13 protein-coding genes are annotated in these 14,005 nt (G+C 66.7%); 4 read left to right on the top strand and 9 right to left on the bottom strand.

Features of this window, described 5'->3' with window-relative positions:
* Positions 1–52: 52 nt before the first annotated feature.
* Positions 53–2,089 (bottom strand): M3 family metallopeptidase, encoded by a 2,037-nt coding sequence (locus AC1ROC_RS03490; protein WP_492998128.1) that lies wholly within the window; start codon positions 2,087–2,089, stop codon positions 53–55.
* 119 nt (positions 2,090–2,208) lie between these two features.
* Between AC1ROC_RS03490 and AC1ROC_RS03485 the strand changes: the two genes are divergently transcribed.
* From AC1ROC_RS03485 to AC1ROC_RS03475, 3 genes are read left to right on the top strand one after another with little or no spacing between them, the layout of a single operon-like run.
* Complete coding sequence (locus AC1ROC_RS03485; protein WP_492998126.1) at positions 2,209–2,892, top strand: ArsR/SmtB family transcription factor; 684 nt, start codon at positions 2,209–2,211, stop codon at positions 2,890–2,892.
* On the top strand, positions 2,889–4,193 hold the full coding sequence (locus AC1ROC_RS03480) for an MFS transporter (protein ID WP_492998124.1): 1,305 nt from the start codon (positions 2,889–2,891) through the stop codon (positions 4,191–4,193). Before AC1ROC_RS03485 ends, AC1ROC_RS03480 begins: the two co-directional genes overlap by 4 nt.
* Positions 4,190–4,393, top strand: a complete 204-nt coding sequence (locus AC1ROC_RS03475) for a hypothetical protein (RefSeq protein WP_492998122.1) — start codon at positions 4,190–4,192, stop codon at positions 4,391–4,393. Before AC1ROC_RS03480 ends, AC1ROC_RS03475 begins: the two co-directional genes overlap by 4 nt.
* 29 nt (positions 4,394–4,422) lie before the next feature.
* On the opposite strand, the gene AC1ROC_RS03470 is transcribed toward AC1ROC_RS03475, so the two are convergent.
* From AC1ROC_RS03470 to AC1ROC_RS03450, 5 genes are all read right to left on the bottom strand, one after another.
* A complete protein-coding gene (locus AC1ROC_RS03470) occupies positions 4,423–4,689 on the bottom strand; it encodes a hypothetical protein (RefSeq protein ID WP_168689348.1) in 267 nt (88 codons plus the stop codon).
* Positions 4,689–5,153, bottom strand: a complete 465-nt coding sequence (locus tag AC1ROC_RS03465; RefSeq protein WP_492998120.1) for a GNAT family N-acetyltransferase — start codon at positions 5,151–5,153, stop codon at positions 4,689–4,691. Before AC1ROC_RS03465 ends, AC1ROC_RS03470 begins: the two co-directional genes overlap by 1 nt.
* Positions 5,154–5,268: 115 nt before the next feature.
* Entirely contained in the window at positions 5,269–5,715 is a 447-nt protein-coding gene (locus tag AC1ROC_RS03460) for a GNAT family N-acetyltransferase (protein ID WP_085368470.1), read from the bottom strand.
* The gene (valS, locus tag AC1ROC_RS03455) at positions 5,712–8,321 is read right to left on the bottom strand and encodes a valine--tRNA ligase (RefSeq protein WP_492998117.1); all 2,610 of its coding nucleotides are present in this window, start codon (positions 8,319–8,321) and stop codon (positions 5,712–5,714) included. The genes AC1ROC_RS03460 and valS overlap by 4 nt, the downstream gene beginning before the upstream one ends.
* A gap of 79 nt (positions 8,322–8,400) precedes the next feature.
* Entirely contained in the window at positions 8,401–9,750 is a 1,350-nt protein-coding gene (locus AC1ROC_RS03450) for an MFS transporter (protein ID WP_247597383.1), read from the bottom strand.
* 78 nt (positions 9,751–9,828) lie between these two features.
* Here AC1ROC_RS03450 and AC1ROC_RS03445 point away from each other — a divergent pair, with 78 nt between their 5' ends.
* Positions 9,829–10,458 carry a TetR/AcrR family transcriptional regulator gene (locus AC1ROC_RS03445; protein ID WP_492998115.1) on the top strand — a complete coding sequence of 210 codons (630 nt, stop codon included), beginning with the start codon at positions 9,829–9,831 and terminating at the stop codon, positions 10,456–10,458.
* 8 nt (positions 10,459–10,466) lie between these two features.
* Here AC1ROC_RS03445 and AC1ROC_RS03440 read toward each other — a convergent pair whose 3' ends face one another.
* The 3 genes from AC1ROC_RS03440 to AC1ROC_RS03430 are packed head-to-tail and all read right to left on the bottom strand — an operon-like array spanning position 10,467 to position 13,658.
* Positions 10,467–11,129, bottom strand: a complete 663-nt coding sequence (locus tag AC1ROC_RS03440) for an ABC transporter ATP-binding protein (RefSeq protein ID WP_492998113.1) — start codon at positions 11,127–11,129, stop codon at positions 10,467–10,469.
* A gap of 8 nt (positions 11,130–11,137) precedes the next feature.
* Positions 11,138–13,330 (bottom strand): hypothetical protein, encoded by a 2,193-nt coding sequence (locus tag AC1ROC_RS03435; RefSeq protein WP_492998111.1) that lies wholly within the window; start codon positions 13,328–13,330, stop codon positions 11,138–11,140.
* Between the two features lie 34 nt (positions 13,331–13,364).
* Positions 13,365–13,658, bottom strand: coding sequence for a hypothetical protein (locus AC1ROC_RS03430; RefSeq protein WP_492998109.1), 294 nt, complete (start codon positions 13,656–13,658; stop codon positions 13,365–13,367).
* Positions 13,659–14,005 lie beyond the last annotated feature (347 nt).

Below are 14,005 nucleotides of genomic sequence, written 5' to 3'. Positions count from 1 at the left end.
TCCCCGCGCGACGCCCCGCCGGAGCGGAGCGGGCGCGGGGGAGACCGACGGATCAGTCGGCGAGGCCGCGGCGTTCGAGCAGGGGCTCGATCACCGCGTCGCGGCCGCGGAAGTCGCGGTAGGCCTCTAGCGGGTCCTTCGAGCCGCCGACACCGAGCAGGCGCTGGCGGAAGCGGTCGCCGTTGTCGCGGGTGAGGCCGCCGTTCTCGGTGAACCAGGCGACCGTGTCCGCATCCAGCACCTCGCTCCAGATGTAGGAGTAATACCCGGCGTCGTATCCGCCCGAGAAGGTGTGCGCGAAGTACGTGCTCGCGTAGCGGGGCGGCACGGCGGGGTTGTCGAGGCCGGCGTCCGCGAGCGCCTGCGCCTCGAAGACGGCTACGTCGGTGACCGTGTCGTCGGCGGTGATCGCGTGCCAGGCCTGGTCGAGCAGGGTCGCAGCCAGGTATTCGCTGGTCTGGAAGCCCTCGTTGAACGCCTCGGACTCGTGCAGCTTGTCGACGAGCTCCTGCGGCATCCGCTCGCCCGTCTCGTTGTGCACGGCGTAGTTCTCCAGGATCTCCGGCCAGAGCATCCACATCTCGTTGACCTGGCTGGGGAACTCGACGAAGTCGCGGTAGACGTTCGTTCCCGCGAACTTCGGGTACGTGACCCGCGCGAACAGCCCGTGCAGGGCGTGCCCGAACTCGTGGAAGAGCGTGTTGGTCTCGTCGTAACTGAGCAGCGTCGGCTCGCCGGCGGCGGGCTTCGGCACGTTAAGGTTGTTGACCACGACGGTCGGGTAGTCGAGCAGTGCCGACTGGGAGATGAGCGGGTTCATCCACGCTCCGCCCCGCTTCGAGTCGCGCGTGTACAGGTCGAGGATGTAGAGGCCGAGCTCGGAGCCGTCCTCGTTGCGCACCTCGAAGACCCGCGCCTCCGGGTGGTAGGCGACGAGGTCTGGACGCTCCTCGAACGTGATGCCGTAGAGCCTGGTGGCCGCGTAGAAGACGCCGTCGCGCAGCACGCGCTCCGCTTCGAAATACGGGCGCATCGCGGCGACGTCGATGTCGTACTTCGCCTGCCGCACCTTCTCGGTGAGGTACGCCCAGTCCCAGGCGGCCAGCTCGGTGCCGTCGGGGAGCTGCTGCTGCAGGTCGGCCTGCTCGGCGCGGGCGTTGCGGGCGGCAGGAGGCGCGAGCCGTCCGAGCATGGCGGCGACCGCCTCCGGGGTCTTGGCCGTCTGCCCGGCCGTGACATAGCCGGCGTGGGTCTCGAAGCCGAGCAGCCGGGCGCGCTCGGCGCGCAGGCGGGTGATGTCGAGCACGAGCTGACGGTTGTCGTTGTCTCCGCCCCGGATGCCGCGGGACCGGGATGCGGTCATGATCCGCTCCCGCACCTCGCGCCTGGTGAGGCTCGCGAGGAACGGGTGGCCGGTGGGCAGCACCAGGGTGACCACGTACTTCCCGTCGAGGCCGCGCTCCTTCGCCGCCTCCGCCGCAGCGGAGATCGCGCCGTCGCCGAGGCCGTCGAGGTCGGCGACGTCGTCGAAGACCACCGCGAGGTCGTTGGTGTCGGCCAGGAGGTTCTTCTCGAATCGGGTGGTCAGAGTGGACAGCTGCTGGTTGTACTCGCGCAGCCGTTCCTTGTCCGCGTCGCTGAGGCCGGCGCCGGCGAGGGTGAACTCCTCGTAGTACCGCTCGACCAGGTAGCGGGATTCGGGGTCGAGCCCCAGCGCATCCCGTTCGTCGTAGATGGCCTTGATTCGGCTGTACAGCGCCGGGTCGAGCCGGATGGCGTCCTGGTGGGCGGCCAGCAGGGGAGCGATCTCCTCTTCGAGCGCGTTGGTGAAGTCGCTGGAGTCCGACGAGCTCTTGTTGAAGAAGACCTCGGCGACCCGCTGCAGTGTCTGGCCGGACTTCTCCAGCGGGACGAACGTGTTCTCGAAGGTGGGCTCGTCCGTGGAGGCGGTGATCGCCGCCACCTCCGCCAGCTGCTCCTCGAAACCCCTGTCGAAGGCGGGCCGGTAGTGCTCGTCCCGGATGTCCGCGAACGGCGGCAACTGGTACGGGAGCGTGCTGGGGGAGAAGAACGGGTTCGTGTCTGCCATTGATCCAGCCTAGGGCCGCACACCGCCGCCGCGCAGGATCCCATGCAAACGAATGATTGCAAAGAACCAATTGCAAAGAACCTGTTGCAAAGAAGTCTTTGCATTGCTACTCTCTCACCATGGCCACCGAAGAAAAGCCCGAGCAGCCGCAGAACGCCGGCACGAAGCCCCCGGCGATCTCGTACCCGATGCACGACGCACTGGGGATGGAGGCGCTCCGGGCGCTCGCGCATCCGCTGCGGGTGGAGATCATGAACGAGCTCTCCGACTTCGGGCCGGCGACGGCCAGCGGCCTCGCCGAGCGGCTGGGGGAGTCGAGCGGGTCGACCAGCTACCACCTGCGGCAGCTCGCCAAGCACGGCATCATCGTGGAGGACGCCGAGAAGGGGTCCGGCCGCGAGCGCTGGTGGAAGATGGCACCCGGCGGCGTCACCATCGGTTCGCCCGAGACCCTCGCCACCCCGGCAGGCCGGGAAGCCAACGAGCTCATCTCCCGCGAGTGGCAGCAGAACAACGAGCGCCGCCTCACGGCCTTCCTGCGCCGCGGCCTCGACGTCTACGGCAGCGAGTGGATGCAGGCCAGCACCCTCTCCACGTCGCACCTCCAGCTCACCATCGACCAGCTGGCCGAGTTCGGCCGCGAGTACTACGCGATGCAGACCAGGCTGCGCGAGAAGTGGCGCGCCGAGGGCAACGGCCCCGACAGCCACGACGGCGGCGGAGACGGCGCCGGCGCGGAAGGCAGCCTGCGTGTGCAGGTGCAGTTCAACGCGTTCCCGCTGGTGGAGGCGAGCGACCGATGAGCGCAGACACCCAGCAGCGGGTGACCAGGGCGCCGATGAGCGCCGGGTTCAACAGGCTCTGGACGTCGGCCATCGCCAGCAACCTCGCCGACGGGATCGGGCGCACGGCCGTGCCGCTGATCGCGACGACGCTCACCAGGGATCCCGCCCTCATCGCGGGCCTGAGCGCCGTGACGTTCCTGCCCTGGCTGCTGTTCGGCATCCCGGCCGGCATGCTGCTCGACAGGGTCGACCGCCGCATCGCGATGGCGGTCGCGAACACGCTCCGCTTCGCCGTCGCCGCCCTGCTGGCCGTGCTCGTCTCGACGGACTCGCTGACGATCTGGCTGCTCTACGGCTGCGTGCTGCTGTTCGGGATGGGCGAGACCGTCTTCGACAACGCCACCACCACCGTCGTCCCGAGCCTCGTCACCCGCGATCAGCTCGACAGGGCGAACGGCCGGATGCAGTCGGCCGAGATCGTGGTGCAGAACTTCATCGCCACCCCGATCGCCGGCTTCCTCTTCGCCGCCGCCATCGCGCTGCCGGTCTGGCTGACGGGTGGAGGGTTCCTGATCGCCGGGCTGCTGGCGCTTACGATCCCCGCCGCCGCTGCCGGCGCGTACCGGAAGGGGGCGGCCGCACAAGCCGCACAGGCCGCACAGAGTGCAGACGGCGTCGCCGCCGACACCCGGCCCCCGTTCCGCGCCGTCGTCTCGTTCCTGGTCCACCACCGGTTCCTGCGGACGATGATCATCCTGACCTCGCTGACCGCCTCCGCCCTCGCCTTCGCGCAGGGGAGCGTCGTGCTGCTCCTGCTGCAGACCTTCTCCGTCCCGGCCGCCCTCATCGGCGTCGTGACGGCGGGCGTCGGCGTCGGAGCCCTGGCCGGCGCGCTCATCGCGAGCAGACTCGTCGAGCGCTTCGGCCGCGGTCCGGTGATGTTCTGCTCGATGCTCGTGTGCGGGATCGGCATGTTCTGCGTCGGGGTCACCGCCAACGTGGTCGTCGCGATCGTGGCATACGCGGTCGGCGCGTTCGGCGTCGCGGTCTGGAACGTGCCGTGGGGCGCGCTCCGTCAGGCCATCGTCCCCAACGACATGCTAGGGCGCGCGATGGGGATCGTGCGCACCATCGGCTGGGGGCTCACCCCGATCGCCACGGTGCTGGGCGGATTCGTCGCCCGCATCGACCTGCGCCTGCCGTTCGTCATCGGCGGCGCCGTCGTCCTCGCACTGACGCTCATCGCGGTGCGACTCCTGCTCTCCGCCGGCTCGCACGAGCCGGCGCACGAAACCACCACGGAAGGAACCGGATCATGACCGTCATCGACGTCACTGTTCCCAGCATCCACCAGGCCACCTGGACCCAGCGCACCGCGATCCGCTTCGGCAGCGCCCTCACCGAGTGGGGCGTGCGCCGCGCGACGCTCCGCACGGCGCCGACCTTCGCCGACCAGCTCGCGGCCGTCGAGCGGACCCGCGACGAGGCGGCACGTCAGCTGCCTCAGCTGCCGCGCTAATGGATGCGCGACTCGGCCACGCAGACTCGTCAGTCCTGGTCGAACTCGTCCGGCTCGCCTTGGACCGGCTGCGTGATCGTCGCCGAGTCCTCCTGCGGGTTGAACCGGATGACCGTGCCGTCGTCGAGTTCGACGACCGGCTTGCCCTCCAGCCAGGTGAGCGTCCACTTCCAGCCGTCCGTGGCGACGTCGGTCGCCACGAGTTCTTCCTCGACAGTCGTGACCGCGTACGCGACCACCTCGGGGAGGCTGCTCGGCGCTTCGCCGCCGACGGACCAGCGCGTTCCCAGCTGCATCAGGCGCTCGCCCGCGCAGCGGGAAGGTCGATCTCGTACGTGACCCACGAAGTGCGGGTGGCGACGGAGTCGTAGACCTGCTGGGCCTCGGAGTTGTCGCGCGCGGTGATCCACTGCACGACGCCGAGGCCGCGCTCCTCCGCCAGGGAGCGGACGGCGTCGATGAGCGTGCGGCCGATGCCCTTGTGGCGGTCCTCCTCCGCGACGAACAGGTCGTCGAGGAACAGGCCCCTGTCGCCTTCGAGCGGACGGGCGAACTCGCGGACGTGGGCGAGGCCGACGATGCGACCGTCTTCGACGGCCACCAGTCCGTCCTCTTCGTGGTCGGGAGCGGTCAGCCAGGACCAGAGCAGCAGGGCCTTCTGGTCGCTGAGCTGGGTCTCGTAGAACGCCGCGTACTTCTCGTACAGGTCGAGCCAGGCGAAGAAATCGCCGTCTGCGACCGGTCGGACTTCAATCGACATGGGTGCCTCCGTTCGCCTTCCCCGCACGGCTGGATCTTGGTGCGTGTGTTTCGACCTTATCGCGCGCATCCCGGCCGGTCGATGCCGTCGGGGGTGGTGGATGCGCGCGAGGGGTTCACGGGACGAGGTCGTACGTGACCCACTTGGTCTTCTCGGCCACGCGGTCGTAGACGCGCCTGGCCGTCTCGTTGTCCTTCGCGGTGATCCAGCGAACGACGGACAGGCCGTGCTCGCGGGCGCGGTCGCGCAGCGCTTCGAGGAGGGCCGTGCCCGCCCCGTCTCCGCGGGCGTCCTTCGCGACGAACAGGTCGTCGAGGTAGAGACCGCGGCTGCCGTCGAGCGGCCGGACGAACTCGCGCACGTGCGCGAGACCGATCGGCGTGCCATCGTCGTTGACCGCGAAGTACGCTTCGAGTTCGTTGTCCGGATCGGTGATCCAGCTCCACACGAGCAGCGCCTTCTCGTCCGTCAGCGGCTGCTCGTAGAACTCGCCGTAGCCTGCGTAGAGGTCGAGCCAGGTGAAGAACTCGTTGTCTTCCACACTCCGGACCGTCACGGTCATCGTTCCTCCTCGCTCGGGGCCTGGGCCAGCAGGATATCGGTCACGGAAAGGTCAGTGGCTGCAGCGAAACGCAGTTCGGCGATCTTGCCCACCGAACGGAGGTCGCCCGCCGCACTCTCGATGGCCGCGATCTCGGCCTCTGGGCCGGCGATGACAGCCGAGTCGACGGGCGTGCGCTGGGACGCCTTCGCGGTGGTCTTCGCGCCGCGGATGGCGGTCAGCGCGCGGCCGACGATGCCGAGCACTGCTGCGTCGTCAGGCCACGCGCCCGCGACCTCCGACGCCTCCGGCCACGCCGCGGTGTGCACGGAGCCGTCGTTGAACCAGCTCCACGCCTCCTCGGTGGCGAAGGGCACGACGGGGGCGAACAGGCGCAGGAACGCCGACAGTGCGATGCGGAGGGCCACGACGGCCGAGGTCTGCTCGGCGCTCTGCTCTCCGTATGCGCGCTCCTTGACGAGCTCGAGGTAGTCGTCGCAGAACGTCCAGAAGTACGTCTCCGCGATCTCCAGGGCGCGCGCGTGGTCGTAGCCGTCGAGCGCCGTGGTGGCGTCGGAGACGACCGCGGCCAGGTTGTGCAGCATGCTCCTGTCGAGGGGGCTGGTGACCAGTGCGAGGTCGTCGGCGCCCGTCGCCGCGAAGCCCAGGATGAACTTCGCCGCGTTCAGGATCTTGATGGCGAGGCGCCGGCCGATCTTGATCTGCGTCGGGTTCTGCGGGTCGAAGGCCGCGTCGGTACCGAGGCGTGACGATGCCGCCCAGTAGCGCACGGCGTCCGAGCCGTGCTTCTCCAGGATGTCGGCGGGCGTGACGACGTTGCCCTTGGACTTGGACATCTTCTTGCGGTCGGGGTCCACGATGAAGCCGGAGAGCGCGGTGTGCGCCCACGGGGCAACGTGGTTCTCCAGCTCGGAGCGGAGCATGGTGGAGAACAGCCAGGTGCGGATGATGTCCTGGCCCTGCGGGCGCAGGTCGAACGGGTAGACGGCGTCGAACAGCGCGTCGTCCCTCTTCCATCCGCCGGCGAGCTGGGGGGTGAGCGAGGAGGTCATCCAGGTGTCCATCACGTCGTGCTCGCCGATGAAGCCGTTGGGCTGGTTGCGCTGCGACTCCTCGAAGCCGGGGGCAGCATCCGACGACGGGTCGACGGGCAGCTGGTCGTGCGACGGCAGGATCGGCTCGTCGAACACCGGGTTGCCGTCGCCGTCGAGCGCGTACCAGACAGGGATCGGCACGCCGAAGAAGCGCTGGCGCGAGATGAGCCAGTCTCCGGTGAGGCCGCCGACCCAGTTCTCGTAGCGCACGCGCATGAACTCGGGGTGCCAGTCGATGCTCTGGCCGAGCTCGATCAGCCGCGCGCGGAGTGCTTCGTCGCGGGCGCCGTTCTTCACGTACCACTGGCGCGTCGAGACGATCTCGAGCGGCTTGTCGCCCTTCTCGAAGAACTTGACCGGGTGCTGGATGGGCTTGGGGTCGCCCTCCAGGTCGCCGGAGGCGCGGAGCAGCTCGACGACGGCCTGCTTGGCCGAGAACACGGTCTTGCCCGCCAGCTCGGCGAACGCGGCCTTGCCGGCCTCGGACGCGATGGCGTCCGGCGCCTCGCTGACGATGCGGCCGTCGAAGCCGATGATCGCGCGGTTCGGCAGGTCGAGCTCGCGCCACCAGGTGACGTCGGTGATGTCGCCGAAGGTACAGATCATGGCGATGCCTGAGCCCTTGTCCGGCTGCGCGAGGTGGTGAGCGAGCACCGGGACCTCGACACCGAACACCGGCGTGGTGACGGTGGTGCCGAACAGCGGCTTGTACCGCTCGTCGTCGGGATGCGCGACCAGGGCCACACAGGCCGGCAGCAGTTCGGGACGCGTGGTCTCGATCCAGATCGGCCCGTCTGCGCCGTGGAACGACACCCGGTGGTATGCGCTCGGCTGCTCGCGGTCTTCGAGCTCCGCCTGGGCGACGGCCGTGCGGAAGGTGATGTCCCAGAGCGTCGGGGCCATCGCCTGGTACGCCTCGCCGCGCTCGATGTTGCGCAGGAACGCCAGCTGGGAGGTGAACAGCGCCTCCTGGCCGATGGTGCGGTACGTCTGGGTCCAGTCGACGGAGAGGCCGAGCGAACGCCACAGCGCCTCGAACTGCTTCTCGTCCTCGACGGTCAGGCGCTCGCACAGCTCGATGAAGTTGCGCCGCGAGATCGGCTTCTGGTCAGCGGCCTTGCTCGACTTGTTGTCCCCGCCCTCGAACGGCGGCACGAAGTCGGCGTCGTAGGGCAGGGTGGGGTCGCAGCGGACGCCGTAGTAGTTCTGCACGCGCCGCTCGGTGGGCAGGCCGTTGTCGTCCCAGCCCATCGGGTAGAAGACGTGCTGGCCGCGCATCCGGTGGTAGCGGGCGATCACGTCGGTGTGCGTATAGCTGAAGACGTGACCGATGTGCAGCGAACCGCTCGCCGTCGGCGGGGGCGTGTCGATGGAGTAGATGCACTCGCGGTCGGCGGCGAGGGCCGCATCCCGGGGGAACAGGTAGGTTCCTGCAGTCTGCCAGTGGGAGCCCCACTTGGCCTCCAGGCCTTCGAGGGCGGGCTTGTCAGGCACCGGGTTGGCGGCGTTCATCGTTCTCCGATTCGCTATATGCGGCACCGTGTCGATGGTGAGGTGCCTGAGTGTGCAGTCCCTCCAGGGTACCTGAGCGTCACTCGGGAGAGACGACCTCGTCGATGATCGGCCTGCGGCGGGCGGCGAACAGGGCGGCGACGAGGGTGATCACGCTCATGATGCCGAGCACGATCCCCGGGTGCCACCAGGCGTTTCCCGTCGCGTTGCCGAGCAGCAGGGTCAGTGCGGGGACGAACGCCGTGAGGAGGGCGGCGATGCTGTACGCGACGGAGAGGCCGCTGTATCGCACGTCGCTCGGGAACAGGTCGGACATCAACCCGCCGAGCCCTGCCCACGACAGCGTCGGAAGGATGCCGCCGACGATCATGCTGCCGACCAGGATGGGGAAGGTCGCGTACTGCAGCAGGAAGTACATCGGGAACGCGATCACGAGCGTGCCGATCGCGCCGATGGCGACGACGCGCGCCGAGCCGATCCTGGTCGCCCAGACGCCGAACAGCGGGATGGTCACCAGCTGCAGCAGTCCGCCGATGGTGGTGGCGATGAGCAGGTCGGAGAAGCTGAACTTCAGCACGGCCGTGCCGTAGTCGACCATGTACGTGTTCATCAGCGAGTACGAGCCGATGCCGAGGATCGCGGCGCCGATGGCGATCACGAACCCGGTCGGCGCCTTGCGGAACACCTGCAGCACGGGGAACCTGTCGCGCTTGCCGGTCTCCAGCAGCTGCTTGAACACCGGGGTCTCGTCGATCGACCAGCGCAGGTAGAGCGAGACGAGCAGCAGCGGGATGGCCGTGAGGAACGGGATGCGCCAGCCCCACGCCGCGATGTCTTCCGGGCTGAGCAGCGTCGACATCAGGATGAACACCACGGCGCTCAGGATCGACCCGACGGGGGAGCCGAGCTGGGGGAGGGCGGCGTAGAAGCCGCGCCGCTTCGGGTTGGCGTACTCGGTCGCGAGCAGGATCGAGCCTCCCCACTCCCCGCCGAGCGACAGGCCCTGCACGAGGCGCAGCAGCACCAGGGCGATGGCGCCGAACCAGCCCGCGACCGCGTACGTCGGCAGCACGCCGACGAGGCCGGTGCCGATGCCCATCATCAGGATGGTGATGAGCAGCGTGGGGCGGCGACCGATCCTGTCGCCGAGGTGGCCGAAGACGATGGCGCCGATGGGCCGGATGACGAACCCGGCCGCGATGGTGAGGAACCCGGCGAGCACTCCGCCGAAGACGCCGAGCGGCTGGAAGAACAGCGGGCCGACGAAGAACGCGCTGAAGTAGGCGAACAGATAGAAGTCGTACGACTCCAGCGATGTGCCGACGAACGAGGCGATGGTCACCCTGCGGGCGGTGCCGGGGGTGATGCCTGGACGGTCGGTGTCGCTGCGGACGATGGTGTCTGGTGCTGTCGCGTTGGGGGAGGTCACGGGGTTCCTTGTCTGGCGGGCTGCAGTGGTCCGTTAATATGTGGACCGGGTCCAATAATAGGCGTGAGGAGGTAACGCGTGGCACAGGCAGACCATTCCCGCTCCGGGCGCCCCCGCGCATCCAGTCGCCGGATGCTCGCCGAGGCCGCCGGTGAGCTGTTCCTCGAGAAGACCTACGACGGCACCACCGTCGACGACATCGCGCGCCGAGCAGGGGTGAGCAGAGCCACCTTCTTCAACTACTTCGGCTCCAAGAGCGACCTGCTCTGGCTGGAGGTGGACGAGAGCCTGCGCGGGTTCGACAGGGTGCTCGCCGCCGCCGACCCGAGCGCTCCTCCGATGACCGCCGTGCTGGATGCGGTGACCGCGCTCGCGAACGAGTTCGGCCCCGCCCGACTCCCGCTCGCCGTGACGCAGTACGAGCTGATGGGCACGGACGGCGAGCTGGAGGCGTCGGCCCTCCCGCGCTTCCTCGCGCTGGTGCGCCAGCTGAGCGCCTTCGTCGCCGCGCGGCTGGGCGACAGGCAGGATGCGCTCCTCCCGCGCGCCATCGCCACCTCCGTGATCGGGGCGGCGGGTGCTGCTGCGGCGGTCTGGGCGCGCAGCGGCGTGCGTCGCGGTCCGCTCGCGCCGGTGATCGTGGCCGCGGTCGGGCCGGTCTGCGCCGGGTACGCGTCCGCGCTGGGCGAAATGCCCGGCTTGGACTGATCAGCCCATCACGCGGTGAGCGATCCCGAGTCGAGCTCGAGGATCCGATCACACCGGTCGGCGACTCGACGGTCGTGGGTGACGACGATGAGCGTCTTTCCGTAGTCACGCTGAAGGCTGAGCATCTCCGTGACCGCACGTTCGGCCAGGGCATCGTCCAGCGCTCCCGTCGGTTCGTCGGCGAGGATGAGTTCGCCAGGTTTGAGCAGGCAGCGCGCGAGCGCCACTCGCTGACGCTCACCACCGGAGAGTGTCATTACTTTGTCGCGGGCAACGCCGTGCAGCCCAAGGTGCCCAAGCAACTCCATGATCTGCTTCTCCTTGACTGCGCGGCGTAGCTTGACGCTATGGAGCCCGATGAGGATGTTCTCGATCGCCGACGACGAATTGATCAACGCGAAGGACTGGAACAGATAGTTGATGTGGTCGCGGCGAAGGGCAGTCGCCGCCGATCTATTGATTCGTGGGAGTGTCGTTCCGCGGAAGGTCATCGTGCCCGAGGTTTGCTGCTCGAGAAGCCCGATGATGTTCAAGAGCGTGGACTTCCCGCTGCCGGATCGTCCCATGATGGCGATCGAATCACCGTTCGCCACGTCAAGCGTGATGTTGTCCAGAACGGTATGAGAGCCGTAGGTCTTCGTAAGATTTTCGATGGTGAGCAAGGGCTTCACGGGGGATCCTATTCTTTGAGAGTCGAGCTGATCTGCAGCCGCGAATACCTTCTGCCGAGGAGCGCGATCATCAGCACTTGAATGGTGAGCATCACGATGTTCGCGAGAAGAGCGCTGGTGGATTGCGCGAGTATCGCCGATCCAACGGCAAGAGCGCCGGCCGCGCCGACCACGATGATCGTTGAGGCGAAGAGGCGGCTCAATGAGTGGCCGAGCATGCGCTTGACCGCCAGCGATTCGCGATACGTCGTTGAGAAGAGCTTCATCAGGGTCACCAGCAATATGAGGCAGAACACACAAAGGAAGACGGCAACGGTTGCGAACAATGCGAGGAAATCGTGAATCGTCTTCTTGAGGCCTGCGATGAAACTGCTCACGGGGAGGAACTCGGGCTTGTTGTCCGCGAGGCTGAACCGGTCTAGGTAGGACGGGCTGGTGAAGTTCTGCGCTGCCGCCACGGTCAGTTTCACGTAGCTGTTCTCCAGCCCGACGGCTGCAAGGCTTTCACTTTCGAAGGGAATCATGTTCTCGGGCGTGAGAATGAGGATTACGGGGTCGACGACTCTCTGAGCCAGCGTCGGCTCGACATTCCACATGAACAGAGGTGTTCTCGGGGAATACTCCACGAAGCTCACGGCTGGGCTCTTCAGGTAGCTCGTCTCGACCGACGCTTCATAGTCAATACGACTATCTTCGGTAAGCCATTCGTGCATGGCTTGCTTCGTTCGTGCTGTCCATGAGTCGGGAATGAGGTAAGTGCGTTCTCCGCGCGACGCACGATGGACGAGGTCGTCGGCGAGAGTGAATCCCTGCGAGGCGAGATAGCTCGGCGAAGCGGCCATGTACCAGAACGGCTTCTCAGGCACAGAACTGTAGATACCGTGCCACTGGTCGAGCACCCTCCGATCGTAGTGTTCTGTGTTAACGAGGCTGACTCCTGGCTCGTCGGAAATGGACCTGTACCACTCGTAAATATCGCGTGCGTGCTTGCTGGACTGACCGGTGAAGCTTGCCTGATCATTGCCGGGGGCCTCGCGATAAAGGATCTGCTGATCTTCGATATCTGCCCACGAACGCCCGACATCCGTGAGTGCGCCAACTTCCTTCATCGGTCCATCGAGCGCGAAGAACGCCACCGAGAATCCGGCGACCGAGAACAGATAGAAGCCGGATATGGCCACGAGAAGAATCTTTTTCGAGTAGCGCCCGAGAATCGCATCCACGGGCTTGATCGATAGTGGCCCGGCAGCTGCGACGGCAATGCACATCAGGGTCACCGCCGTCCCAGCAGCAGCGGAGCTTACGGCGGTGAACGCGAGAGCAGGGCTGAGCGCATAACCCGGCATCAGCACGAGGACGAGGGCTGAAGACGCGACAGCTGCGAACCCACACGAGAACAGGACTGGCCTGAAAAGTGAGAGGACGAATCCGCTGGCCGACCGTCCGAGCAGAAGGTGTACCCCGAGCGCACGTGAGGACCGTATTGCCTCGAAGACGAGGAGGAAGAGCAGCAGAAGTGACGCCGCAAGGAGGAAGCCCAACAGAATGAATGCAGCGAGCCCGGCGTCAGTCTGCTTGCCGCGGAGTTCCGTCTGCATCGTTTGGGCGGACTGATTGGTGAGGGGTTCGAGCGAAGCGAGTAGGTCGTCGATCTGGGCTTCGTTCGCGCCGGCTATGCGGTAAGCCCCGTTGATGGTTCCTGACGTCTCAACGAGGCGCGACAGCTGGACTGCGGCGATACGGGGAGCGAAAGCCAGCTCCGGAATCTTATGGATGACGTCCGCCTCGTTGGCGTCGAGACCGATCGATCGGGCACGATCGCCGGTGAGTAGATCGCGGAGCTCGCCAGCCCCGAAGAGTGTAGTGCCGAGGAAATGGAGAGGGAGCGCAGACGAAAGGTTGACCGGGTCTGCCACCAGACCGATCCGCACACCGGTCAAACCTCCGTCGAGGCTTGACAACCGATCGTCGATTCGAACGATCGATCGTCCGTCTGTCTCCGCGAACGCGCTGAGAACCGCGAGGATGCGATCCGAACGCTCCTCCGGAATACCGGCCAGGTGAACGGTGGTGGATGCACCGGGGTAGTGGTCAAGATCTTGCTTGAGCGCCGCGCCCTGACTGAACACGAGAAGGAAACTTCCCAGGCACCCGATCAGGATGACGAGGAGCCAGCACAACACCTTCGACGAGAAGGACATGGGTGTCACCGCCGACCGATCTATCGGAGGGTGATTAGCCTCGCGCGTTCCAGTACGCGGTGGCCGTTCCAGTGCCTACGTACTGGGAGGCGCTAGCCACGACACCGGGCTTCTTCCAGCCGGAGACCGTGGTATTGGCGGTCGAGTGGTGTTCGTACGAACCTGACTGGACATCGGACTGACTGTAAACGCCCCAGGCGCGACCGTAGTCCCACGAGATTGCGCTGCCCTTGTAGTACACGGTGGCAGCCTGCGCCACGCCTGCTCCGCCCACGATGAATGCGGCGGAAAGGATCGTGGCGGCAATGGCCTTTTTGACTGATTTCATATCTAGTTCCTTGTTCTTTCGGAGTCGACGGTGACACCTGATATGCAGAATAGAAGCATGGCGGTGCTGAAATCAAATGCGTTTCAATGCAATCGCGCGGAACTATGGCCTCCTCATCGACGACCGTGCGCATCCGACCGCCAGTTGGCTGGGCGAAGTGCCCGAAATCCGCTCGTAAACGAGCTAGAATCGTGCGTACAGACATCGACCCGGCGATCACCGGCGAGTCTTCGGAAGAACAGCGCACCGCGAGGCGCGCCCAGTAGAACCGAACGGGTCTGGCCCGTCACAGCCAACGAAGAGCGGTCGCATCCACACCGTGAGTGGATGCGGCAAGCGGGGTGGTA

The sequence above is a fragment of the Leifsonia sp. GW821-FHT13C05 genome (assembly GCF_058806515.1).
Note: the sequence above shows the minus strand (reverse complement) of the source record. Positions and strands in the feature narration are given on the sequence as shown.